The sequence below is a fragment of the Shewanella olleyana genome (assembly GCF_023283825.1).
Lineage (GTDB): Bacteria > Pseudomonadota > Gammaproteobacteria > Enterobacterales > Shewanellaceae > Shewanella > Shewanella olleyana.
This window is the reverse complement of record NZ_JAKILD010000013.1, coordinates 104069-128129: the sequence shown is the minus strand read 5'-3', so window position 1 is coordinate 128129 and position 24061 is coordinate 104069. Positions and strand designations below refer to the sequence as shown.

Genomic DNA, 24061 nt, shown 5'->3' with positions numbered 1-24061 from the left:
AATTCATAAAATCGCCAACACTTAATCTCCAAAAAGCTAACATTTCAATGAAGATTTCCACTCTTTCCTTAACAGCTTCGGCAATATTGTTGCTGCTCGCTGCCCTATTGGCTGTCACTGTACTTTGGAGCACTGATAAACGTCAGCAACTAGAACTACAAGCCAATGAACTACAACAAATCCAGCAAGCCTTTTTGCTTGAAGTCCGCCCTAACATCAATGCATACCTACAAGCTGGCGACAGTGGCACATTAAATCAAGCAAGACAGCAACTCATCGACATTTCGGGAAGTATTGGCCAAATCAACTTACCTTCTGCAACGAATGATATTAATGCTCTGCTGCAATTCCTAAATGGCTTTGTCGATAACTTAGACAACCGCTACCGCGCAGCAGGCAAACTTGCTGGCAACCCTAGACAACTATTAGCCCACTCAGAATCTGAAATGCTCGACAACAATATGCGTTTAGCCGCTTACGCTGAACAAGGCTTAGCTATCAATGCCGATCTAGCCCAAGGTTTTTTACACTTAAGCCGTGAATTACCGCCACTGGTATTTAGGCTATCTCAACTTACTGATGGTTATCTCATCGGCAAAGACACCCGACTAGAAGCCAGCTTACAGCACAGTATTGGCGAGCTTAATCAGTGGCATAAACAATTAAAAAACTTAGCCTTAATCGGTATATACGAAATTGAAGAAGTCGATGAATTTTCTTTGGGCGCAGATGAACCAGAACAATTTGAAGTCGGTGAGAGTTATCGTGGCGAATTGCTAAGTTTAAGCCTACGCTACGACAAAGAAGTGGCTAACACCCATCAAATGCTCGCTGATAACTTAGCCGTCCAATCACAGCTCACAGCTGATACCAATCAAGTCGAGCAGCAACTATTACGCTTAGGGACACTGCACGCTAAATACGACCAAGACTTAAAAAAGCAGCTACAAACTATCCTTTATTCAATGGTGATCGTTATTGGCCTATTTGCGATGACTTATTTATGGTTACAGCAACGTCGAGTCGTCAGCCCACTTAAGCGTCTCAACGCGGCTTTCATGAAGCTAAGCGAATCAAATCATCGTGAACAATTACAGGTTAATAGTCGCTGCGAAACCGGTCAGATTGCAGGCCATTTTAACCAGTTACTGCATCGATTTGAGCAAGAGGATGAACAGCAACGACAGCAAGTCACCAAAGTTTCGCAATCTTTGAGCTTACTGATAAATCGTATTAAACAGTTATCCAATGGTACTGGGCAAACTCAGGAAGTGGTCGATATCGCTCAGACTCAAACGAGTCAAATACGAGAGCTTGCAGATCAGGTTAAACAAACGTCATCTGTAGTTGAGCAAAAGGCTGCGCTCACTATGGAACATATGCAAGCAAGCCAAAGCCAAGCGGAAGCGGTTTTAGAAGCAACTGGCACTTCTCAAAAAGCAGTGAACCATTGTAATCAATCCTTGAGTCAGCTATCGACATCGGTAACGGACGTATCTCAAATAATTGATGTAATTGGTAATATTGCCGAGCAAACGAATCTACTAGCATTAAATGCCGCCATTGAAGCTGCGCGTGCAGGTGAACAAGGTCGAGGGTTTGCCGTTGTCGCTGATGAGGTGCGTAATTTATCTCATCGCACTCAAAGCTCGCTTAAAGATATCCTAAATATTCTGGAGCAGCTCACCATCTCAAATAAAGCCTTAACAGACAGTGTTCAGGGAATTGGAGAAGCAACCCAAAGCCAGCAAGATAGAGCAACCAACCTACTCCAAGTGGCTAAAACGGTGCAAGAACAAGCTTTAGAAATGGTCAGCACAGCAAAGCAAGGATCAGAATTTGCAAACCAACAAGTGAACTATCTCGATGATTTTGGTACCGCCATGGATAGCTTAAAATACCATGCTCAAAGTGCCTCAGATCAAAGCCATCAAATCGCATCTGAAGTGGCTGAATCAGTTAACTCAATTGAACAAAGCTTAGGTATAGAGACTGATTCCGCTGTATCTATAGCTGCAAACAAAAGAGCTTATTAAGTAAGTCGATTAAACTCAAACAAAAAAAGCGACTTTTTTAAGTCGCCCTTTCAAGAGTTATTCCAGCCAGTGTTTTTTATAACGCTGCTAAAATCGCTTCTGCAGTACTGACTTCAAATGATTTCGGCGCTTCCACATTTAAGGTAGTCACAACACCATTATCGACAATCATGGCATAACGCTGCGAACGAACACCGCCAAAGCCGGCTGTATCCATATCTAGCCCTAATGCTTTGGTAAAGCTTGCATCGCCATCGGCAAGCATGGTCAGTTCAGAGGCATTTTGCGCTGCGCCCCATGCTTTCATTACAAAGGCATCATTTACTGACACACAAGCAATCAAATCTACACCTTTGGCTTTTAGCTGATCGGCAAAAATAACAAAACCGGGTAAGTGGGATTCTGAGCAAGTCGGCGTAAATGCACCTGGCACGGCAAATAGCACCACTTTTTTATCGGCGAATAATTCACTCACATCGTGATTAAGCATACCGTCAGGTGTTAACTCAGATAATGTGCCTGCAGGTAACGCTTGTCCTTGTTGAATCATGATAAATCCCTATTTAGTGTATTTAAGTGAGGTAAGCATAGAACGAAATTGGCTTCACAAACACCGATGGTTTGTATGGTTAATCACGCAGCCCAATTTACGCAGTTATTCAGTTTTGGTCTTAGCGGTAAGTTCAGCTTCAATTTTAGACTTAGGTTTAGGTTTGATTGCACGATAGGCATGTTTGCAGCCTTTGCCGCAGCCAACTAGGCACAATTCGCAAGCGAGCGATAATAGAAAACCTAATACTAATCCTATCCCTATCGCCCGTGTATCAAGCATGATGGTATGACTAAAATTATGCCAAACCTGCTGACGAATATCTTCCATCGGCTCAAATGCTACTTGTTCAAAGCCACTAAAAGCGCTTTGATTAAATTGCATCAAGGCACCATTGAGTAATTGATAACGTTGATAAATAGCGTCAATGCTATCGCCTCCAGCATTAATCACTTGATCAGGGTTTTGTTGGTAATGAGCAATGAGTTTGTCGATATCGCCAGCAAAAAATCGGTCCGCATCTCGCTGAAACTCTGCCAAGCTTAGCTTTGCCTCTTGAGTATGAGCTTGTAAACGCTGGCCATATTGATCCACAAACGCTGGCACCTGCACGCCGAGCAAAACTCCGCTAACAAACAAGATTAACCGCAAATAATCCATTATCGATTTCATAAATGCTACCTATTACGAAACGCTTACAGCGTTAACTTGGGTTGAATAAAGTCAATGAAGGCGGAAATTCGCCGTGCAACTGAGGATGATTTGTAATACACCGCATTCACTTGGCGGTAGCCAGCATTAGCCAGCTTTTCAGTCTCCAGTATGGTGACTAAACGCCCATCGGCAATATCTTTATTAACCATAAATCCTGATAAACAACCAATACCGTGCCCTGCCAATACCAGTTGTCTAATGGTTTCACCGCTACTGCAGGTCATTGCAGGCTCTGCGGTAAAGCCCCCTTTAAGGGGCCAATGATTGAGAACTTTAGGTTCAGAAAAACCAATCAAATCATGATTAGCCAATTCGCCAACCTGTTGCGGCATACCGCGCTTTTGTAAATATTCAGGTGTTGCCACCAAATACAGCATGCTATGTCCTAATAAACGCGCATGTAAAGTCGAGTCAGCCAATTCACCGATCCTTATTGCTACATCGGTATGCTTTTCAAGTAAATCAACAAAGCCATCATTAGAGGTAATTTCTAACTCGATATCTGGATAAGTTGTTTTAAATTCATGGAGCAACGGAACCAGCTGATGAAACACAAAAGGACTGGCAGCATTGACCCGTAAGCGACCTTTGGGTAAATCACCACGGCAAATTAAGTCCTGCTCAGCTTGATTCAGGCATTGCAACCCTTTACGAACGGCATCAACAAATTGACGACCTTCATCAGTTAACTCCACACGTCGAGTGGTGCGGTTTAAAATGGTGACACCAAGTTGCTGCTCTACTCTAGACACTGAACGAGATACCCGCGCCACTTGAATATCCAGCGCTTCAGCAGCGGCAGAAAATCCACCACTATCGACCACGGTTAATAATATTTCTAAATCATCTGAACGGGTCAGCATGTTAATTCCACCCATTTAAGCTCGCTTAAGCTGATACAAAGTGCTTATAAATACTGCTATCTTACTATTAGGATGAGGCAATAAAATCACCAGATGGCGGTCAAAGCTAGTCATCAATATGGACATTACATTAAAGGATTAATACATGAAAGCTGCGATTATTTTACCACTCATACTGGCATCACTTGCACTGTCTTCATTGACGCTATCTAAGTCAGTAACTGCTGAGGCGTTAAGTCCAGAGCAAATGGATATGGTTATTCAAATGTCGGTTAATCAAATGAAGGCTGAAGGTGAATTTGCCAAAATGGCCACTTGTACCAATCAAACTGAAGCCAAGGTTGAATCAGTATTTAGCACTGTGATGAGAACCTGTGTAGAAAAACATATGCTTGATGAAGATGACGCCAAAACAACCGCTTGTTTAGTTTCAAACTTTTCAGAAAAACTGGGGATTTCAGTCGAAAAATTTACTGCCTGTACAGAGTAGCATAAACAAAAAAGCACTCACCACAAATCAATCGTGATGAGTGCAATAAATATAACGTTTATTATAATTTGAGAAAGAGATTTATATTTTAACAAATACTAATAAAGCTAATCAACATCAATCATTGCATATCATTATTAACGAAATATAGAATATACTCAGCTTTAAAAATTAATTTTTATTCAAAATAAAGCAACATAGAGCCAGTAACAAATTAAAGGAAATCACACTGAATTAATACGATAAAAACTTTTGATAAATAGTGACTAAATCTAAACAGTAAAAATATAAAAACACTTATTAACAATATATAAAACATACAACAGTCTTAAAACCCAAAAACCCACAGGACTTTTGAATGAAAAAACAAAAATATCTATAAAAACAATATATTAAAATCAAAACCGCTTAGTTATACGGCTACGAAAGTCGCGCAAAAAAAATCAAAATGATAACTATTACCAATAATAAATTTTAAAATTAGAAACACCAAAAATAAATAAAGGCATATTATAAATACTACTTTACCTCTATCACCTTATCACTTTATATATAGACACAAGTCACAATTGTAACCATCTAATAATAACAATAATAGATTTGATGATACTCCATCATTAATATGCCTTTTAAATTATTCCATTTTTATAAATTCGATTTAATAAGGTCTGGTGACATGATGAACTGGTGTCGAAACATCCTAGCTTCTATCAGTGTAATACTTTACTTATGTACATTTAATGCCGCTGCTGCGCCATGGGATGACATGACGGGTGACGAGGTTTCTCAAAAACTGGTCGAGAAGTTCGCTGAAGGTAAGTATTCCCCTAAAGGCGCTGATAGCTGCTTAATGTGCCACCAACGCACTGAAGGTGTCGCTGACATTTTCAAAGGTGCTCATGGCGACTTAACCAGTAAAGATTCACCTATGGCGGGCCTGCAATGTGAAGCCTGTCATGGCCCTCAAGGCAACCACAACCGTGGCGGCAAAGAGCCTATGATTCAATTTGGCAAAAACAGCAAATTGGATGCACCAACCCAAAACACCGTTTGCCAAGGTTGTCATAACGACCCAGAGCAAATGGCTTGGCACAGCAGCACTCATAATCTGGAAGAGATTGCCTGCGCCGATTGTCACGTGGTTCACGCCGCGAAAGACCCAGCTTTAGATAAGCTCACCGTTAATGATACGTGTACTTCATGTCACACCCGCGAAAAAGCGGACATGAACAAGCGCTCTGCTCACCCAATGAAGTGGGACCAGATGACCTGTATCGATTGTCACTCTCCACACGGCTCTATGTCTGAAAGCGCACTCAACAAGCCAACCGTTAATGACACTTGTTATAGCTGTCACGCTGAAAAACGCGGCCCAATGTTATGGGAGCATGCGCCTGTCACTGAAAATTGTGTCACTTGTCATAACCCACACGGTAGCGTGAACGAAGGCATGCTCAATAACCGTGCCCCTCAGTTATGTCAGCAATGTCACGCTGATGACGGTCACGCAAGTCGCGTTGTACTACAACCTGGAATGGATGCCTTTGGCGGCGGAAAAAGCTGCTTGAATTGTCATAGCCAAATCCATGGTTCTAACCACCCAGCCGGCAGCTTGCTGCAGCGCTAATTAGGAGCCATAACATGAACTGTAAACTGAATTTAATTACCGCTTCTTTATTAGTTGCATCAGCGCCATCAATGGCGGCTAACTTTGCCGTCGGTAATGCCAACACTGACAACCTTAATCAAGAAAAGTATGAGTGTAAGCGTTGTACTAACACAACCGGATATAGCGGTAGTGTGGATATCTCAGCAGGCTACATCGACAGCGACGATGTCCACGCTGCCAATGCACTAGGCACTGACCAAGAGGGCTTTGTCACAGCCGTCAGTGGTGATATTGAATACCAAGGCGAGCAGGGTTACCAAGCGCGCATTCAAGCCCATCAACTCGGGTTTGAAAACAGCACTGCTAACATCAGTGTGGGTCAAAAAGGCTTGTTTAATGTCGATGCTGACTACTCACTGATTACCACTTATCAATCGGGTGATGCGCAAAGTAATCTGTATTACGATGACGGCATGATGGTGCCTGGCGACACTTATGTGTTCGAGCTTTCACAGCAACGTGAAAAAGTCGGTATTGGCGCGGATTTCAATCAAGACTTTTATCAAGGCTATGTGCGCTTCGATACCGAAGATAAAACCGGTTACAAGAGCAGCAGCTTAGTCAGCCCAAGCCCGGTTAACTTTGGTCAACGTGTAGACTCAACCACTGATTCATTTACCGCAGGCGCGGCGTTAACCGGTCAAAACTGGTTAACTGAGCTGAGCTACTTTGGCAGTCAGTATAAAAACAATACCGACCACTTAAGCCTGCCAACCTATTACGATGTCTACGCGGCAACGCCCGATAACCAAGCACACCAAGTGTCGTTATCCGGTCAGTACCAACTTGACCGTACTGTCATGTCTGGCCGCTATATTGTCGGTCGCATGATACAAGATGATGACTTAATCCAAGTGGCGGGCAACCCAATCCAAAACTGGGATGGCGAAGTCGATACTACAGATGCCAACATCCGCATCACTTCAATGCTCAGCAACCGTTTACGTATCGGCGGTAGTTACGACTACAGCAACCGTGAAAACAATAGCTCAGTGTTTGAATTCCAGCAGTACAACTTCGATAGCGTCAGTGGCACCTTTAAAGAAAACGTCGCCACGGATGTGGAGCGTTCAACCTTCAAAGTGAATGCCAGCTACCGTATTGCCAGCGGTTACCGCTTACAAGCAGGTTACGACCGCAAAGACATCGAACGCACCTACAGTGACCGTGAAGAAACTAACGAAGATAGCTTATGGGCAAAACTGTCTATTCGCGCTATCGACAACGTCATCATTGACATGAAAGCCGCTCACAGCAATCGCGGTGGCTCTGAATATCAAGCCACTGAATTAACGTCTAGCGAAGACAACTCATTGCTGCGCAAGTACTACTTAGCGGACAGAGAACGTAATGAAGTTGAGCTACGTGTCAGTCACACCCCACTGGATTGGTTAAGCGTCGACTTGACCGGTCGTTATGCCAAAGACGATTACGATGACACGGTTATTGGCTTAACTGAGTCAGAAGATTACGGCTATGACATCAACCTGAATATGCAGCTGACCAAACACGTTTCAGCTTATGGTTTTGCCGGCCAGCAATGGATTAACTCAGCGCAAGCGGGTAGCCAAAGCTACAGCAGCCCAGACTGGTACGCTGATATTGAAGATGAGTTTATCAACTTAGGCGCTGGCGTAAGCTACGGCGGCTTAATGGAAGACAAGCTGACCTTAGGCGCTGATTACCTATTCAGTAATTCAAGCAGTGACACCTATGTGACCGCTGAAGGCACCAGCCCATATGGAGATTATTTCTCCTATAACCATAGCGCAAGCCTTTACGCTAACTATGCCTTAAATGATGACATGGCATTAAAGCTGACTTACCGCTACGAACGCTATTACGACACCGATGATGCTCAAGTGACCCCTGACCAAGTGCCAGGCATGGTGACCCTAGGCGAGCTTAATCACAATTATAACGCCCATCAAATCATGCTGAATTTCAGCTATGTGCTGTAGTCGTTTACCTAATTACGCAAAAATATTTTAGTAAGAGGAATGAATATGGAACGCAGAAGTTTCTTAAAAGCGAGTGCTGCACTAGGTTGCGCCGCGACTGTCACGGGCTGTAATAGCAGCTCAAAAGACGCTGAGCCATTACCACCACAGCCGCCTGTGGAAGAAGCCATCACATGGTCTGCATGTTTAGTTAACTGTGGTTCAAACTGCCCAGTAAAAGTATTCAGTGAAGATGGGGTGATCAGACGTGTTGAAGCAGATAATGAAACCACTGACGAATACGGTGATAACCACCAAATTCGTGCTTGTGCACGTGGTCGCTCGTTAAGACAACGTACTTATGCACCCGATCGTTTAAAAACGCCAATGAGACGTGTTGGTAAGCGTGGTGAAGGTAAGTTCGTCCCTATTTCTTGGGACGAAGCTGCATCTACTATTGCCAGCGAATTACAGCGTATTGCCAGTCAATATGGTAATAAGTCTATCTTAAAGTTATACGGTACTGGTGCATACTATGGTTTCTCAAGCTCTAACTGTTTTAGCCGCGTTTTAAACCTAAACGGTGGTTTCCTTAATATTTATGGTAACTACTCTTGGGCACAACAAAATGAGGCTGCTGCTGCAACAGGTTTTGGCAGTACTTCTGGTTCTAACCTTTTGTCATTAAAAGACAGTGATTTATTTATCGGTCTTGGTTATAACCCAAGCGAAATGAGACAATCAGGTTCAGGAGAAGGCTATGACTACTTACAAGCCATTAAAGAAAATCCAGAACTTGAAGTGATCATGATTGACCCTCGCTACACTGACTCAATGACAGGTAAAGAAGATACTTGGTATCCAATTCGCCCTGGCACTGATGCAGCATTAGCGGAAGGCATTGCCTATGAAATGATCAGTTCTGGCTGGGTAGATAATAATTCTAAATCATTCTTAGACCAATATTGTGTGGGTTACGACCGTGAGTCTTTAGCTAACCTAAAAGCAGAATTTGAAGCATCTGGTGATGAACAAAAGCTTGCATATGTACCTTTCATCAACCCAGATGAAAACTATCAAGACTATATTCTTGGTCAAGGTAAGTTTGTTGACGAAGGTGCAAGAACACCTGAATGGGCTGCAAAAATTTGTGGTGTTTCAGAAAGCAACATCAAAAATCTTGCCAGTAAAATAATGAATGCTCGCGCACCATTTATTATTGCTGGTGCGGGTGTTAACCGTCATGCAAACGGTGAGCAAGCCATGCGCTCTTGCTATATGTTGTCATTCTTGACGGGTAAAGTCGGTCAGGCAGGTGTAAGCAACGGCGCATTACCAAGTCAAGGCAGCTTAAGTAACAGCGGTATGTCTGGTTTAAGTAACCCAGTTGAAGAGTCTATCTCATTCTTCACTTTCCCAGATGCAATTGAACGTGGTCATGAAATGACGGCACGTAAAGATGGTATTCGCGGCACTGAAGATTTAGATACACCACTAGGTGCGGACTTAAAAGCCATTTTTGCCATTAACTCAAATGCACTAGTAAACCAACACTCTGACTCAAACGGCATATCAAAAATACTAGAAGACGACACTAAGTGCGAGCTAATTGTATCTTGTGATTGCTGGATGACCCCTTCAGCTAAATTTGCTGATATTTTATTGCCTGATACCTCATGGTTAGAATCAAATGACTTAGTCAACGACAGCTATGCTTCAGGTATTATGGGCTACTTAGTTGCTATGAAAGCCGCCATTGACCCATTATGGGAATGTAAATCAATGTACGACATGTGTGCATTAATTGCTGAAAAAATGGGCAAAGGCGGTGAGTACACTGAAGGTAAGGATGAAGCTGGTTGGCTAGCTGAGTTATACGAAAAAACACGTACTAATCCTAACAACGCCGATGCACAGCCAGCTCTACCTGCAACCTATGAAGAAGCACAAGAGCAAGGTGTGTTCCGAGCATTCAATGGTACACCTGTCGTCGCATTAGATAGCTACATTAATGGTGGCAACCCAGTAAACACCCCATCAGGTAAAGTTGAGTTGTTCTCATTGAAAATGGCACAAAAAGGCGCTGAATGGGAATTTGATGACACCATTAAAGGTGACTACATTTCTGGCTTACCTATGTATCAAGCAACATGGGAAGGCTATGACGATGAAGACACTTCTGAAGAATACCCATACCAATTAGTTGGTTACCACACTAAAGGCCGTACTCACTCAAGTTATCATAACGTCCCTTGGCTACGTGAAGCAGTTGAAGATGCAGTATGGATGAATCCAATGGATGCGGGCAAAGAAGGCTTAACTCAAGGAGCAAAAGTTCAAGTATGGAGCAAACGTGGCACCATCGAATTACCAGTTCGTGTAACACCGCGTGTTGCGCCAGGCGTATTAGCCTTAGGTCAAGGTGCATGGTACCAACCAGATCCAACTGAACGTATGGGGCCGTCAGGTCATATCGTCGATATTGGTGGCTGTATCAATACACTAACGCGTTACCAACCTAGCCCGTTCGCAAAGGGTAACCCACAACATACCAACCGTGTGCAAATCGCTAAAGCTTGATGGAGTAAAGAACAATGACTGAACAAACCCAATATGGTTTTTATTTAGACACCACCAAGTGCACTGGTTGTAAAGCGTGTCATGTTTCATGTAAAGACAGACAAGGCGAAGTTATTCGCAAAGGTAATGATTCTGCAGAACAAGGTGTACCGAAAATTGAAGGCGTAAACTGGCGCCGTGTGTATGAATACGGTGGCGGAACATGGTCAGAGAATGCTGATGGTAGCTTTGAGCAAAGTGTATTCACATACTATGCTTCAATCGGTTGTAATCACTGTAATGAACCTGTTTGTGTTAAGGCTTGCCCAACAGGTGCAATGCACAAACGCCGTGAAGATGGCTTAGTTCATGTTGCAACTGATTTATGTATTGGCTGTAATAGCTGTGCCAAAGCATGTCCTTATGATGCACCACAGTTAGATACACAGCGTAAAGTGATGACCAAATGTGATGGTTGCTTTGATCGTTTAGCAGAAGGTAAGCAACCTATCTGTGTAGGTTCGTGTCCACTTCGTGCTCTTGACTTTGATACTATGGAAAATTTAAAGGAGAAATACGGTGATGGAGATGGTCATATTGCGCCACTACCATCTGAGAGTATTACTTCTCCTAACCTGATCATCAAAGCGAACAAGCATGGTGGCCGTGAAGGTGAAGTCCTTAATTACGCTGAAGTATAAATAATTTATGGCGCCTTCGGGCGCCTTTTATTACAGGAAATAACCATGCAGGCACAACAAAATTATCAAGAATTACAAGCAATATCCCGTGTATTGCATAACATATTTCTGGATTACCCTTCGGAGCAATCGATACAAGAGTTAGTTAATGATCACATAGGAGAGATCTGGCCAGAACTGACCCAATCTACTCAAAACCAACAAGGTCGTGCATTAATTCAACAGTTTTCAGAACAATGGAATCCCAATCTAATAAATGAAGTTAAACTTGATTATGGACAATTGTTCTTTGGACCTGGTACACCTAAAGCAATGCCATGGGGCTCGGTATATTTAGGTGAACAAAACATTATTAATGATGAATCTACGGTTGAGTTAAAGCGCTTTTATCAGCAGTTTGGCATCAGTTTCGATTTAAAATATAACCAGCCGCTTGATCACTTAGCTTTATTTTATGCTGTCATCGATCAATTGCTGACACAAATGATTGCTGAGCCTGATAATAACGTGGCTAAAGAAGCGCTTATCATACTGTTACAACAACATATGTTGCCATGGTCAGGCCGTTGTTTAGAGCTAGCAATTGAGCATGCTGAAACCGACTTTTATAAAGGCATTACGCTACTGGCAAATGACTTTCAAACAGTATTGGCTGACACGCTCAATGTCATTCCAATGCCAAAAAGATTATTTAAGTAAGATTTAAAGGGCTGAGATAAGTGTCATTGATAGTGGATGAGAAAGGGATTAAAGAAGCTGTTAACCTCATCAAAAAACACCATATAGTTATTGAAACGACTAGTAGCCTAGAAATGTCATTTCTCATGGTCTGCTCTGAAGTAAACCAGCCCTTCGTTATCGTAAAACGATACTCATAAAAAATTTTTGCTAGTGTCATTGGTCAAAAGGCCAAAACAGACAAGCTAGATGTTCAACGCATCGCCCACTATGGCGATACAAACGACGGAGAAGAACAGACTTCAAATTCTGCGGAAAGTGCTCGCAATGATCTTCAAATCTATCTTAACTGTTTTTAAAAATTAGATAGAAAAAATACAAGCAGAAATGGTTAAACTCATCGAATCTCCCCCCCCCCCGACTACCAAGCCAAAAATTTCATTCTACAAAGCATGAAAGGGATAGATAAATTAACCGCTGCTCAAATTATATAGCCTTATGAAAGTATCTGCACAAGTATGCGTATTAGTCTCAGCCTTATCAGGTACAGACAGTTAAGCACAATCCCACATATCAAACTGGTTTAACTTAGTGTCTTCTTCATTGATACCACTTTCCCATATGACCAAAAGTTTCGCAGCGAATTTCGCAAAGGCTTCAGTTTCGTCAGGCTATTTCTCATCCGTAACAGTTTGTAAAAATGTTCAGATTCAGGTGCAGACAAAGCTTGCGGCTGATATACATTGATTAACTTCAAAAGGTTGTATTGGTTCACTTTCAGTGCCAAGTTCCAAATAGGGGAATAACGAAAAGCCCTGAAAGTTACTCTCTCAAAATCAACCATCCCTAAATTGCCATCCTTATCAACAATAAAGTCACGTATCGGCATTGCATGACGGGCAACACCGGTTTCATTGAGCACATGAACTAATGCTCTCAATTGGCCAGCTTGTAATTCAGACAAGGTTTCAGGTCTTTCACCTTTTAGTCTAGACATAACTATGCTTTGTAAAGCATCGTCATATTCAATAATTTGCGGAAACCCTTTTTGACCGAGGAGAAGGTGAAGTGCTTTCTTTTCTCTTGTGTAACGTTGCGTTGAATTGCGGGCTTTCTTAAAGGTTTTAATGACAATGTCATCATGGATTTCAACACGCATTTTTGACGTTTCATAAACGCCGTCTATTACCATTTTATTTACTGACAAAATTAAGAGCCTCAAAAGAAAACACCAACTGATGTATACTCTAGCACTGCATAAACCATGCTCAGAGTCTCTTATGTAGGACTAAACCCTCACTTTGTTGAGCGAAACAAGGTACACCTTTGTCACTCAATAACTAAAATTATGCTGGTAATAATACATCGGGTTTTACGTTTATGAAGGAGGTGAATCAAGCTATTGTCTCTTTCGATTTTATGCTCAAACACACCCTTAGACTTAGACTCCTCGTCAGTTAACATCACAGATAAATTATCCAATGCCTTTAAGTTTGTTCGATGACAAGCGAGCTTCCTGACTGAAATATATGCATTACTATCAGCAAACGCGAACAGCTAAGGGCTGTTGTTCTTTGCTGGTTACCGACATAAATGCGTTTTAATCAAGTCGAGTGGATTACCGCCTAGTAACCAACTAGGCTCTTTATTCACAAAGGTGCGCTCAGCCATGAGTGAAACCTTGTTAGCCACGGCTTTCGGACAGCGTTTGCTCCAAAAACAACCTTGAAAGGTCAACATACCCTAGCATTTGGAATGTTTCAGCATCTTGTGTAGCCAATTGAGAGCTTGAGCACTGGACTTTAATTATTCCACTGATTAGCAACCCCATATCTCTAGCACCTTGTGTTGTTTATTAAAAACCCTGACAGAAATGTGGTTGAATTTATTGAATATAAGGGATTAAATCAGCTATAAGCTAGGTTTACTTCTTGTCCAAAAATAATCTTAAATTGGCTTAAAAGCCTAAGGCAATAACATGAAAATTTTAGCATTCGCAGCAAGTAGCAGTCGTCAGTCAATCAACAAAAAACTGGCAAACTATGCCGCTCATCAAGCAGCTAACTTAGCTGAAAACGCAGAAGTTGAACTATTAGATATTAATGACTACGAAATCCCTTTATTCAGTGAAGATCGTGAAAAAGAGCTCGGTCAGCCTGAATTGGCTAAAGCATTTTTTGAAAAAATTGGCAGCGCCGATGCTATCGTAATTTCATTTGCAGAACATAATGGCTCTTACACCGCGGCATATAAAAACTTGTTTGATTGGACATCTCGTATAGATCAAAAAGTATTCCAAGGTAAGCCAACATTGCTACTTGCCACCTCCCCTGGTCCTGGTGGCGCAGGCAGTGTTTTAGCTGCTGCGACGGGATCAGCACCTTACTTTGCCGCTGAAGTAAAGGGCTCAATGTCAGTGCCAAGCTTTTATCAGAACTTTGATGCTGGAACTGGTGAGTTAACTAACACTGAACTTGCAGCGCAGCTCACTGAGGCCGTAACTCAACTGATTAGTTAACTAAGGCTTTCACTTATACCTGTATTCGATAGCGCTGTATTATTGCCGCAGCGTTATCGTCCTCTAGCTCAATTTCAGAGTGCAACACACCGCCATTTGCGATAATCATTTTGGCTGAAGCAAGATTGTTTTGATAACAATGAATGTGTAACTCTTTCATGCCCTTAAGCTTCGCAACTGCAATAGTTTGAGCCAAGAGCTCAACACCTAAGCCTTTTCCTCTAAAGCTTGGACGAATGCCTAGACCAATATGACCGCCGCAATGCCTGATGCTATCGTTTAAGCTCAAACGTAAATTAGCCACTCCAATGAGATCAACGCCATTCACTAACCAATAAGTTTCGCTAGCCACATAACCTTGAGGCAAATTTACCCCATCAGCAAAGTTCTGATTTTTTTGTAGCATGGCTTCAAAATCATCACAGTCGAAATCAAGCGGAAAGGGGTAACGCTCTTCATCGCCCAGCTCTGCAATGTACTGTAAATAGCTTTGATGATACTGCAAACAAGGCTTTACTAATTGCACAGGCAACTCCTTTGGTGTGCTATAAAACAAAAAAGAGCCTTGCGGCTCTTTCGTTTATGCCGAGATCGTATTACTTACGTCCTAGAATACGTAAAATTCTTAGGAACAGATTAATAATATCCATATAAAGTGCTGCTGCACTGTCAATCGCGTTATCAACGGTTTTAGGGATTTGATTGGCGCGGCCCCAGTCGTAACCTATGTAGCCACAAAAAATCAGCACCACAATCCAATCTAAAATGCCGTGATGGATCCCAAACACATAGATTTCAATCAACTCGACGACAATCACCAACAATAATGCAATGGTCAGTGCGCCAGCAATTTTACTAAAAAAGGCAGGAAATAAAGTGCCGAGGCACATCATTCCAATAGTGACCAAACCAGTAATTCTAATGGCTTCAGCCACTAATGCCGCATCATATTGGCTCACCACTAAGTTAATGATGAAACCAAATGGCACCACCACAAAGTTATAACCAATAAAACTGACAATAGGTTTATCAGATGATGAGAATAGGTAAATACCTAAAAAACATGAGGCAAAGTAACCGATAAAGAACACCCATGAGTTAACTGACGCAATAGCCTCAGGGGAAATGTTAGTCACCATCCACCAGTTAACACCAAAACCCCAACATAGGGTCAAACCAATCACTAAATTGTATAAAGGGCCACTGATAATGTTATCTGTGGTGTGCCTACGGTCAAAAACGTTCGTTTCCACTTAATATTCCTTTTAAGCTTTGCACTTAACCAACAAGGAGAAAGCCACATATTGGTTTTCTCCTTGCTGGCTATTACCTATCAAAAACGCTTACTTAATTAAACGTAAGGTAAATGGCACTTTGAAATTGTCGCCTTTTGCAGTCGCAATAGCGCCCATGATGCAAAATACTAAGCTGACAACCCAAACAACAAGCACCATCAATATACCTATCGCGATAAACATCAAGATACTTGAAATAAAGTAGCCAATAACAACCGTAATCGAAAAGTTTAACGCTTCTTTTGCTTGCTCACGAACATAGTTATCGTCAGTTTTCACCAGATATAAAACTAACCCAGGGATAAAACCAAAAAAGATGGTACCTATCCAGCACAATAACGCCAAGTTTTTTGAATCTTGGCTAATGCCTTCTAATTGCAAACCTGTTTCTTCACTCATTTAAAATCCTTAATTACCTAGCTTTCTAGGCATGAATAAAATTAATAACCAATTGTTACTGAAGGCATATTAAGAAGTATTTGTGACAGGATAATGCATGAAAAGGGATAAATAGGAAAAGCTCGAAAGTTCCTTTTCGCTTACTCGATAGCAATCCTTCACTCATCGACTCACAATATGTTTCTGCTGATAGATTAACCAGCGCTGTTAACTTGTGCAATAGTTTTGATGCTTTAATATCAATTTAAAAGTATGACATTAAGTATTTAAAAACATTACCTTAGCTTATTTTTAAACTCGCTATTATCTACTTCTTTGTTTTAAACGTTTATCAGCCTCCATTCTCTTCAAACGAGATTAACAGGCAAATCTCCTCAAACTGGGGTCATTTGGCATACAAAGGTAACTATCACTTTTATATCTCATTTACAGTAGCCACAGAAGAGATTGACAACATTAGTCTCAAGCCTGTGAAGTGAGTAAAAAACCTATGCATAACACCATGCGAAATAAGAATATTCGTGTATTCAAACTTATTTCTAGCATCATACTTATCTTTGGTATCAGCTTTTGTTTATACATTTTTAACCAATACCAACGGATTGAAGATGATCAACTCACTCGCATTAATAATAGTCACGCTCAGCGCTTAGCACTCGCTTCTGAGCGCTTATCAAGTGTGATTGAAGAAGTGGATGACATGATAAAAAAATCTCCACTAGCCCACAAGTGGGGCTTTTTACCCAAACGGCCAGTTCAAGAAATCACACCGCATTAGAGAACATGTTTTATTTCATTATGAAAAATGAAAATGTTTACTCTCAAGTTCGTTATTTGGATGATTCAGGCATTGAGCTCATCAGAGTCAATAACAATCAAAATAGCATTGAGCGAGTACCTTCAACGCAATTAGAAAACAAATCAAAACGCCCGTATTTTTCATATGCTCAACAACTTAAGCAAGGTGAAATAGGTACTTGGCCTGTAGAAATTGAAATAGAAAATGGTCAAATAACTAAACCAATTAAAACCAGCTTAAGGATCATTACACCTGTTTATAATCAGTCAATGCGCCAAGGCTATATCGTGGTAAATCTCAGTGTTAGCAATGTACTTAAGGCTATTGAAGCAATGCAAAGTGATCGTTTCATTACTCGGATCATCGATAAAAATGGCAACATTTTGGCTAGTGATGATCCATCAGAAGAATTAGGCCACTTATTTACCGCCTCAGAGCAATATAACCTTGCCAATAGCTTGCCTGCTTTATGGCAGCAAATATTATCATCGGATGACGGCAGGCTTACCGCAGAGGACACGACTTACTCGTACACAGAACTTGAATTGAGTGACGTTTACGCTCCTTTAGGTAAGTACATTCTGATCACTACACCAACAAGTTCAGCCTTTGTCGCTGAGCAAAAAAATAATCTACTCACTATAGCTAGCTTATTGTTATTGCTGATTTTAGGAGTATGTGGCTATATTTTTAAACTCTTCAACAGTCATGAAAACAGTGCAATGGACCAACAACTGATGGGCGCAGCATTTAATGGCGTTGCAGGCGTCATTATCACTGATAGCCACTTTAGGTTAATCAAAACAAATAAAGAATTTTCACGTGTTTCAGGCTTCACTCAGCACGAATTAATGGGTGAATCATTGGGTAAACTTAATATCCAGTTCACCCAAGCAGAAATGACCACAATAAGACACCATTTACGCCAAGATAATTGGCAAGGCGAAGTCATAGGGCAAGATAAACAAGGCAACCAATATGCACTTATGGCACGGATTCAAGTATTGAGAAATAGTCTGGGCGCCATAAAAAAATATGCGATCACTTTTACTGATATTACCCATCGTAAACAATTGGAAGAAACTCTCAGAAACCAAAGTGAATCAGATCCATTAACTAACGTATGGAATCGCAGAAAATTTGATAGTGAATTGAATAATCTGAGCGTCTATACCAAACGCTACCCTAATTATCATGCCTGTTTAGGCATAATCGATATCGATTACTTCAAAAAAATTAATGATAACTTTGGCCATGATGTAGGTGATAGTGCATTGAAAAACTTAGCTGACTTTCTTACGTCTCAATGCCGTGAAACAGATATTATCGCGCGTATTGGTGGCGAAGAATTCGCTATTTTGATGCCACATACTTCTCTTGAGCAAGCAGCAGCGGTATTGAACCGAATAAAAAATAATATTGATGCCAGCACATTAATGCCATTTACCGTAAGCGCTGGAATTTCTAGAGTTCAAGATGATGCCACCTTAGCTTTTAAACATGCTGATATCGCGCTATACAGTGCAAAAGCCGCTGGTCGAAACTTAGTGAATAGCTTCGATAGCAATTCAGTCGAACATAAAACTAAATTGGCATTAGTGAAACATCTGCGCGTTAAACACGCTAATGATGATGTCAATTTACTTCCCATAATCCAACACGTTTAACCAGGGTTGCTGCTCTTTAAAGATTATTTTTACAGCGAATAGTTGGCCATTTTTAGAATACTGAGACTTTGCAGTGTAATTAATCTACATAAAAATTCGATAACGCTGTAAAAAGTGGCCAACAAACGCTTCTGCTTAGGCTTTGGCTAAACTTTTGCTTCCATAAGCCGATAAAAATAAGCACTCAAGAGACAGGTTCGGTTACACCCCAGCTGATATAAACCGAGCTTGTAATTAACAGTATTTAAAATGAACAGTACTTTAAATAAACAAAAGATGTATCTGTACCAATAAACGCATTAAGACTGAGAGCTGTCTCGAGTTAATTAATACTCATTGGCGTTACCATGCTGTTTTTACGCAGTTCAACAACACTTTATTGATAGGCCGACAAACATAATACATTGTAAATGACTGACTCAGATAGCAGCCCATAGCTAGTTCGCTTGAGCGACAATTAGCTGTCGAGAGTGTTATAGACCCTGTCAGAGCATACGTTATAGCAAACGTCACTAAACACGTTCGGCTTAAGCAAAGGAATGATCAAGATGAAACAAATCAATTTTCGCAAAGTCGATGCCATTCTCATTAAGTTGAGTTTAAATGGTAAGTTTTGGGTTATTTGTACACTCTTCACCATCATTACTGCGGCAATCGCTGTCAGTAATTACTTCGCGACCACGTCAAAAATTGAACATGCTTCTGAAATGTTTGCTCAAGCAAGAGTGAATGCACTTGCAGATGGCGCACGTGCTCAAGCGCTTGAAGGCCAATCATTAATAGACTATGCCCAGCGAATTGATGCTCAAGTAGGTCCATTAACCCAAGCAAGACGCAGTGGTAATAATGTCACCGTCAGCGCGCCTATTGATAACCAAGCCTTCATCATCACTGTTAATGTTGCTAAGTTGGAAGCTAATGACCTTTCAAGTGCCAACTACCTATTATTATTCGCCTTTTTAGGTTTATTGCCTTTATATTTAGTCTGTTACTGGACGTCGACCTCGTTAGGCGGAGGTTTATGGGATATGTATGTGGCAATTAAACGCCTTGCCGATGGTGACTTAACTTGCCGACTTAATTTTTTTGGTACCGACGACTTCAGCTTAATTGCTCGTGAGATTGATCGCAGCGCCGATAATATGAGTGAAATGGTCACCGCTATTGCTGCTAATGCCCAAACCCTCTCTGAAGCCGCCAACGAATTCAACCAACAAGCAAATCAAAGTGAAGAACTCACTCAGTATCAACATGAGTTTTTAGATACGGTATCAGTGGCAATGACCCAAATGACCGCCGCTATCGAAGAGGTGTCTCATAATGCCAGCGGCACTTCCGAACAAAGCCAACAAAATTCAGCCCAGGCCAACAATAGTCAAACTCAAATTGCTGAAGCGGTAAACCGTATCGGTGTGCTCACCAGCCGGATTTCAGAAGCATCAAACTCTGTTGGTGAACTGTCACAAGCTGCGGCCAATATTGGCGCGGTTGTGACAACCATTAATAGTATCTCAGAACAAACTAATTTACTGGCACTAAACGCTGCTATTGAAGCTGCGCGAGCAGGTGAACAAGGTCGAGGCTTTGCAGTGGTTGCCGATGAGGTTCGAACACTTGCCAGTCGCACTCAACAAGCCACGGTAGAAATTCAAACCATGATTGAAGGGTTGCAGAAAGATACCAATACCTTATCTCACATTACTACCGATATTGTGTCACAGGCTGACCAAGGCAGAACAGCCATCGAATCAGTCGGTAAAGATGTGGATAGCATGGTAGATTCAATCAGCCATGTATTTGATATGAGTTCGCAAATTGCCGCCTCATCAGAAGAACAAAGCGCAGCGTCTCGTGATATTGCCGGTCAGTTAAACGATATTCGAGGCCAAGCAGAAACCATTCGAGAAACAGCCCACCGCTCAGTATCTCTCGCGGCCAACTTATCAGAATCATCAGCAGATCTTGATGATATTTTGAAGCAGTACACTCTTGCAAAGAAATAGCCAGTAACTTAATGACGTCGTAAAAAAACCAGCAAATGCTGGTTTTTTTTACGTTAAAACATCATGCTAAAGAACCATTTAAAGAGCATTATTAATAAACAGTGCCTAAGCTACATTGCTTATCCACACTGTTTGATAAGGCTCTAACAATTTCACAGCTGTAATATCGCTAATCACTTCACCATCGATTAAATCAAACCAAGTTTCAGTGCCGATTAAGTTAAGCTCTGCTAACGGTAAATCCATTGCTTGGTCGGTAATATTACTGATACAAAAAATGCTCTGCCTACGGTCGCGACTTTGACGCCAGAATCCAAATAACTGCAACCCTAAGTGCAAAGTAAACTGAGTGGCATTGGGATTAAAGGCTTTCTGGTTAGTTCGAATACTAATGAGCTTAGTTAATGACGCCAACACTTTACTGTGAATATTTTGCTCATCAGCGAGTAAGCCATTGAGAGTATTGTAATCCCAACGATGGCGGTTAATTGAGCGATTATGGGACGTATTCGCTAACTTTTCATAGTCATTTTCAGTGCCTAATAAGCTATGAATATAAATTCCAGGGATCCCTTCAAGACCTAGCATAATCGCATGTGCACAAGTAAATCGCGCCAAACCATGCTGATCTTTGCCTTTGGTTGTGCCTTGCAAGGCATCAATTAAGGCGATATTGATTTCGTAAGGTTTTTTCTGGCCATCTTCACTGGTTCGACTGGAAATTTTACCGCCAAATAGCGCCATGGTTTCCACCAGCGTGTTTATTTCATTATCTTCCAGTATCCCTTCAACGGGTCTTAATCCTACGCCATCATGGGAGGCAATAAAGTTAAAATAAGTCGTACCGTCTTGGGCTGGAGGCATACTCATTTGCCAACGTTTTAAATACAAACAACTACCTGTAATTAAAGTATTTATCAGTAACGGAGGCAATGAGAAGTTGTAGATACAATGGGCTTCATTGGCATTACCAAAATAGGTCAGGTTTTGAGTATTTGGAATATTGGTTTCGGTAATGACCACAGCATCATGTTGCGCATGCTCTATAAGGGTGCGCAGTAAGCGAATGACCTCATGGGTTTGTGGCAAGTTAATGGATTTAGTACCAACGATTTTCCATAAAAAAGCCACCGCATCTAAACGGAATATGTTCACTCCGGCATCGAGATATTGGCGAATAATCCGCGCAAATTCCATCAAGACTTGCGGATTCCTGAAGTCAAAATCAACTTGGTCGTGGCTGAATGTACACCATACCTGTTGCCAACCATTACTGGTGTGTGTTGGCCTAAGTAACTCAGAGGTTCTTGGACGCACTACCGCTGATAAATCATCATCAATATTGGCGGTAAAAAAGTAGTCATGACCCACTCCCTCACCTTTAATAAAGTTTTGAAACCATGCACTGCGGCTAGAGCAATGATTTATGACTAAATCAGACATCAAGCGTCGCTTGGAAGCAATGGTTTCGATATCTGACCAATCTCCCAGACCATCATTGACACTAGAGTAATCAATAACCGCAAAACCATCATCTGAGCTAAATGGAAAGAAGGGTAAAATATGCACCGAATTGATGCATTCAAGATGAGCATTCATAAACTCTGACAAGGTCGCTAACGGCTTTTGATCAGGACAAATGATGCTATCGCCATAAGTGATCATCACCACATCTTGCTCAGACCAATGGTTGCTAAAGGGCTTTGGGGTAAAGCCACCTTGCTCAATACGCATAGTATCAATTAGCGATTCAGCTAATTCATCGCTAGTTTGCTCGATTTCAACATCTTTATAAATACAGTCAAGTTGTTGTATAAGCTTGTGTTTTAAACTTTCAATTTCTGTCATAAGTCTTTCTTCTAACGTTAATCATTATTACTTACTGCAAGCCTCTTGATGATACTCAACTAAAGGGACTCACAGTAAAAACGATAGGCCAGAAAATCCAATCATTAGCCTTACATGAACTCGGCATTATCTGCTTCAACCGCTGCTTTAAGCTGTTCAAGCACATCAGGCATGGCACTGATCACACGACTCCACGTCGGCATAAACGGCGTTTCCATTGGATTATCTAAAAAGCGCTGACCTGCGGTAACAATATTTTGAGTGAACATTTCAACGGCTTTTTCTTCAGTATGAATATCAGTAGATAAGCCATTCATCAACGCATCGTTATGGTAGGTTTCAACATAATCCAGTGCGATGCGATAATAAGTCGCTTTTAATGTTCTGAACGCTTCAGTATTGAAGGTTTCACCTTGAGTCGCCAGCTTTCTAAAAAAGGCTTTAGTGATATCAATAGACATTTTAGACAGGCCAGCCTCGGCATTATCTAATGATAAGTCTTGATGTTTATGATCGTAATTATCAGCAATATCAACCTGACAAATACGGTTATGGGCATAGTTACGATGCATTTCACTGAGTACACCAATTTCTAGCCCCCAATCACTCGGAATACGCAAATCATTTAATACATCACGGCGGAATGAAAATTCACCCGCAAGTGGATAACGAAAGCTATCCATATATTCTAAATAATCGTTATGGCCAACGACTCTTTGCAAGGCTTTAATCAATGGCGTGACCAGTAAGCGTGATACCCGGCCATTAATTTTGCCATCAGACATACGGGCGTAATAGCCTTTACTGAACTCATAGTTAAACTGTGGATTAGCTACTGGGTAAAGCAAGCGGGCTAATAATGACTTTTCATAGGTAACGATATCGCAGTCATGTAATGCCACCGATTCCGTTTTTCCTGACGCTAAAGTGTAGCCCATGCAATACCAGACATTACGGCCCTTACCTAGCTCTTTAGGAGCTAAACCTAACGCACTGAGTTTGGCATCTAATGCCTGTAATCTTGGGCCATCATTCCATAATACTCGATGATGTTGCGGCAACTGATTAAAGAACCCCAGTGCTTGTTTATATTGTTCTTTATCGGCTCTATCGAGGCCAATAACAATTTCATTAAGGTAAGGTACTTCTTTCAATTTATTGATAATTTGAGGTAATGCCTCACCTTCTAACTCAGAAAATAGAGAAGGTAAAATCAAACCTAAAGGACGAGTTTTAGAAAACCTCATCAAGTCCTTTTCCATTTCATCATGGGTACGCTGGGTTAAATTATGTAGCGTAGTAACAATGCCATTTTGATAAAAATCAGCCATG

20 protein-coding genes and 1 pseudogene are annotated in these 24061 nt (G+C 41.3%); 12 read left to right on the top strand and 9 right to left on the bottom strand.

Annotation, left to right across the window (positions count from 1 at the left end; translation table 11 throughout):
- Nucleotides 1–47 precede the first annotated feature (47 nt).
- Nucleotides 48–2036 carry a methyl-accepting chemotaxis protein gene (locus tag L2735_RS11225; RefSeq protein WP_248984796.1) on the top strand — a complete coding sequence of 663 codons (1989 nt, stop codon included), beginning with the start codon at nt 48–50 and terminating at the stop codon, nt 2034–2036.
- A gap of 76 nt (nt 2037–2112) precedes the next feature.
- On the opposite strand, the gene L2735_RS11220 is transcribed toward L2735_RS11225, so the two are convergent.
- The 3 genes from L2735_RS11220 to L2735_RS11210 all read right to left on the bottom strand — a co-directional run bounded on the left by L2735_RS11220 (nt 2113) and on the right by L2735_RS11210 (nt 4163).
- Nucleotides 2113–2586, bottom strand: a complete 474-nt coding sequence (locus L2735_RS11220) for a peroxiredoxin (protein ID WP_248984795.1) — start codon at nt 2584–2586, stop codon at nt 2113–2115.
- Nucleotides 2587–2691: 105 nt separating this feature from the next.
- Entirely contained in the window at nt 2692–3258 is a 567-nt protein-coding gene (locus L2735_RS11215; protein WP_248984794.1) for a DUF2937 family protein, read from the bottom strand.
- A gap of 23 nt (nt 3259–3281) precedes the next feature.
- The gene (locus L2735_RS11210) at nt 3282–4163 is read right to left on the bottom strand and encodes a LysR family transcriptional regulator (RefSeq protein ID WP_248984793.1); all 882 of its coding nucleotides are present in this window, start codon (nt 4161–4163) and stop codon (nt 3282–3284) included.
- Nucleotides 4164–4308: 145 nt separating this feature from the next.
- On the opposite strand from L2735_RS11210, the gene L2735_RS11205 reads away from it, so the two are divergent.
- The 7 genes and pseudogenes from L2735_RS11205 to L2735_RS11175 all read left to right on the top strand — a co-directional run.
- Complete coding sequence (locus L2735_RS11205) at nt 4309–4653, top strand: hypothetical protein (RefSeq protein ID WP_248984792.1); 345 nt, start codon at nt 4309–4311, stop codon at nt 4651–4653.
- A gap of 679 nt (nt 4654–5332) precedes the next feature.
- Complete coding sequence (locus L2735_RS11200) at nt 5333–6280, top strand: DmsE family decaheme c-type cytochrome (RefSeq protein WP_248983775.1); 948 nt, start codon at nt 5333–5335, stop codon at nt 6278–6280.
- Nucleotides 6281–6294: 14 nt separating this feature from the next.
- Nucleotides 6295–8283 (top strand): MtrB/PioB family decaheme-associated outer membrane protein, encoded by a 1989-nt coding sequence (locus L2735_RS11195; protein ID WP_248984791.1) that lies wholly within the window; start codon nt 6295–6297, stop codon nt 8281–8283.
- 45 nt (nt 8284–8328) lie between these two features.
- Nucleotides 8329–10842 carry a DMSO/selenate family reductase complex A subunit gene (locus L2735_RS11190; RefSeq protein WP_248984790.1) on the top strand — a complete coding sequence of 838 codons (2514 nt, stop codon included), beginning with the start codon at nt 8329–8331 and terminating at the stop codon, nt 10840–10842.
- A gap of 14 nt (nt 10843–10856) precedes the next feature.
- Nucleotides 10857–11522, top strand: coding sequence for a DMSO/selenate family reductase complex B subunit (locus tag L2735_RS11185; protein WP_248984789.1), 666 nt, complete (start codon nt 10857–10859; stop codon nt 11520–11522).
- A gap of 45 nt (nt 11523–11567) precedes the next feature.
- The gene (locus tag L2735_RS11180) at nt 11568–12221 is read left to right on the top strand and encodes a TorD/DmsD family molecular chaperone (RefSeq protein WP_248984788.1); all 654 of its coding nucleotides are present in this window, start codon (nt 11568–11570) and stop codon (nt 12219–12221) included.
- A gap of 35 nt (nt 12222–12256) precedes the next feature.
- A pseudogene (locus tag L2735_RS11175) lies at nt 12257–12691 on the top strand (transposase); the annotation flags it as partial.
- 92 nt (nt 12692–12783) lie between these two features.
- On the opposite strand, the gene L2735_RS11170 reads toward L2735_RS11175, so the two are convergent.
- Nucleotides 12784–13407, bottom strand: a complete 624-nt coding sequence (locus tag L2735_RS11170; protein ID WP_248984787.1) for a BUD32 family EKC/KEOPS complex subunit — start codon at nt 13405–13407, stop codon at nt 12784–12786.
- Between the two features lie 771 nt (nt 13408–14178).
- Here L2735_RS11170 and L2735_RS11165 point away from each other — a divergent pair.
- Entirely contained in the window at nt 14179–14718 is a 540-nt protein-coding gene (locus L2735_RS11165) for an NADPH-dependent FMN reductase (RefSeq protein WP_248984786.1), read from the top strand.
- A 13-nt stretch (nt 14719–14731) separates the two neighbouring features.
- Here L2735_RS11165 and L2735_RS11160 read toward each other — a convergent pair whose 3' ends face one another.
- The 3 genes from L2735_RS11160 to L2735_RS11150 form a co-directional block, all read right to left on the bottom strand.
- Entirely contained in the window at nt 14732–15244 is a 513-nt protein-coding gene (locus tag L2735_RS11160; protein WP_248984785.1) for a GNAT family N-acetyltransferase, read from the bottom strand.
- 70 nt (nt 15245–15314) lie between these two features.
- A complete protein-coding gene (locus tag L2735_RS11155; RefSeq protein WP_248984784.1) occupies nt 15315–15971 on the bottom strand; it encodes a Bax inhibitor-1 family protein in 657 nt (218 codons plus the stop codon).
- Nucleotides 15972–16061: 90 nt separating this feature from the next.
- On the bottom strand, nt 16062–16412 hold the full coding sequence (locus L2735_RS11150) for a DUF4870 domain-containing protein (protein ID WP_248984783.1): 351 nt from the start codon (nt 16410–16412) through the stop codon (nt 16062–16064).
- Between the two features lie 475 nt (nt 16413–16887).
- Between L2735_RS11150 and L2735_RS11145 the strand changes: the two genes are divergently transcribed.
- The 3 genes from L2735_RS11145 to L2735_RS11135 all read left to right on the top strand — a co-directional run bounded on the left by L2735_RS11145 (nt 16888) and on the right by L2735_RS11135 (nt 20881).
- Nucleotides 16888–17190 (top strand): hypothetical protein, encoded by a 303-nt coding sequence (locus L2735_RS11145; RefSeq protein WP_248984782.1) that lies wholly within the window; start codon nt 16888–16890, stop codon nt 17188–17190.
- Nucleotides 17191–17210: 20 nt separating this feature from the next.
- Nucleotides 17211–18878, top strand: a complete 1668-nt coding sequence (locus L2735_RS11140; RefSeq protein WP_248984781.1) for a sensor domain-containing diguanylate cyclase — start codon at nt 17211–17213, stop codon at nt 18876–18878.
- Nucleotides 18879–19426: 548 nt separating this feature from the next.
- On the top strand, nt 19427–20881 hold the full coding sequence (locus L2735_RS11135; protein ID WP_248984780.1) for a methyl-accepting chemotaxis protein: 1455 nt from the start codon (nt 19427–19429) through the stop codon (nt 20879–20881).
- Between the two features lie 105 nt (nt 20882–20986).
- Here the strand turns inward: L2735_RS11135 and L2735_RS11130 are convergent, their stop codons facing one another.
- The gene (locus L2735_RS11130; RefSeq protein WP_248984779.1) at nt 20987–22729 is read right to left on the bottom strand and encodes a sugar phosphorylase; all 1743 of its coding nucleotides are present in this window, start codon (nt 22727–22729) and stop codon (nt 20987–20989) included.
- A gap of 110 nt (nt 22730–22839) precedes the next feature.
- The gene (locus L2735_RS11125) at nt 22840–24060 is read right to left on the bottom strand and encodes a glycosyltransferase family protein (protein ID WP_248984778.1); all 1221 of its coding nucleotides are present in this window, start codon (nt 24058–24060) and stop codon (nt 22840–22842) included.
- Between the last annotated feature and the right edge of the window lies 1 nt (nt 24061).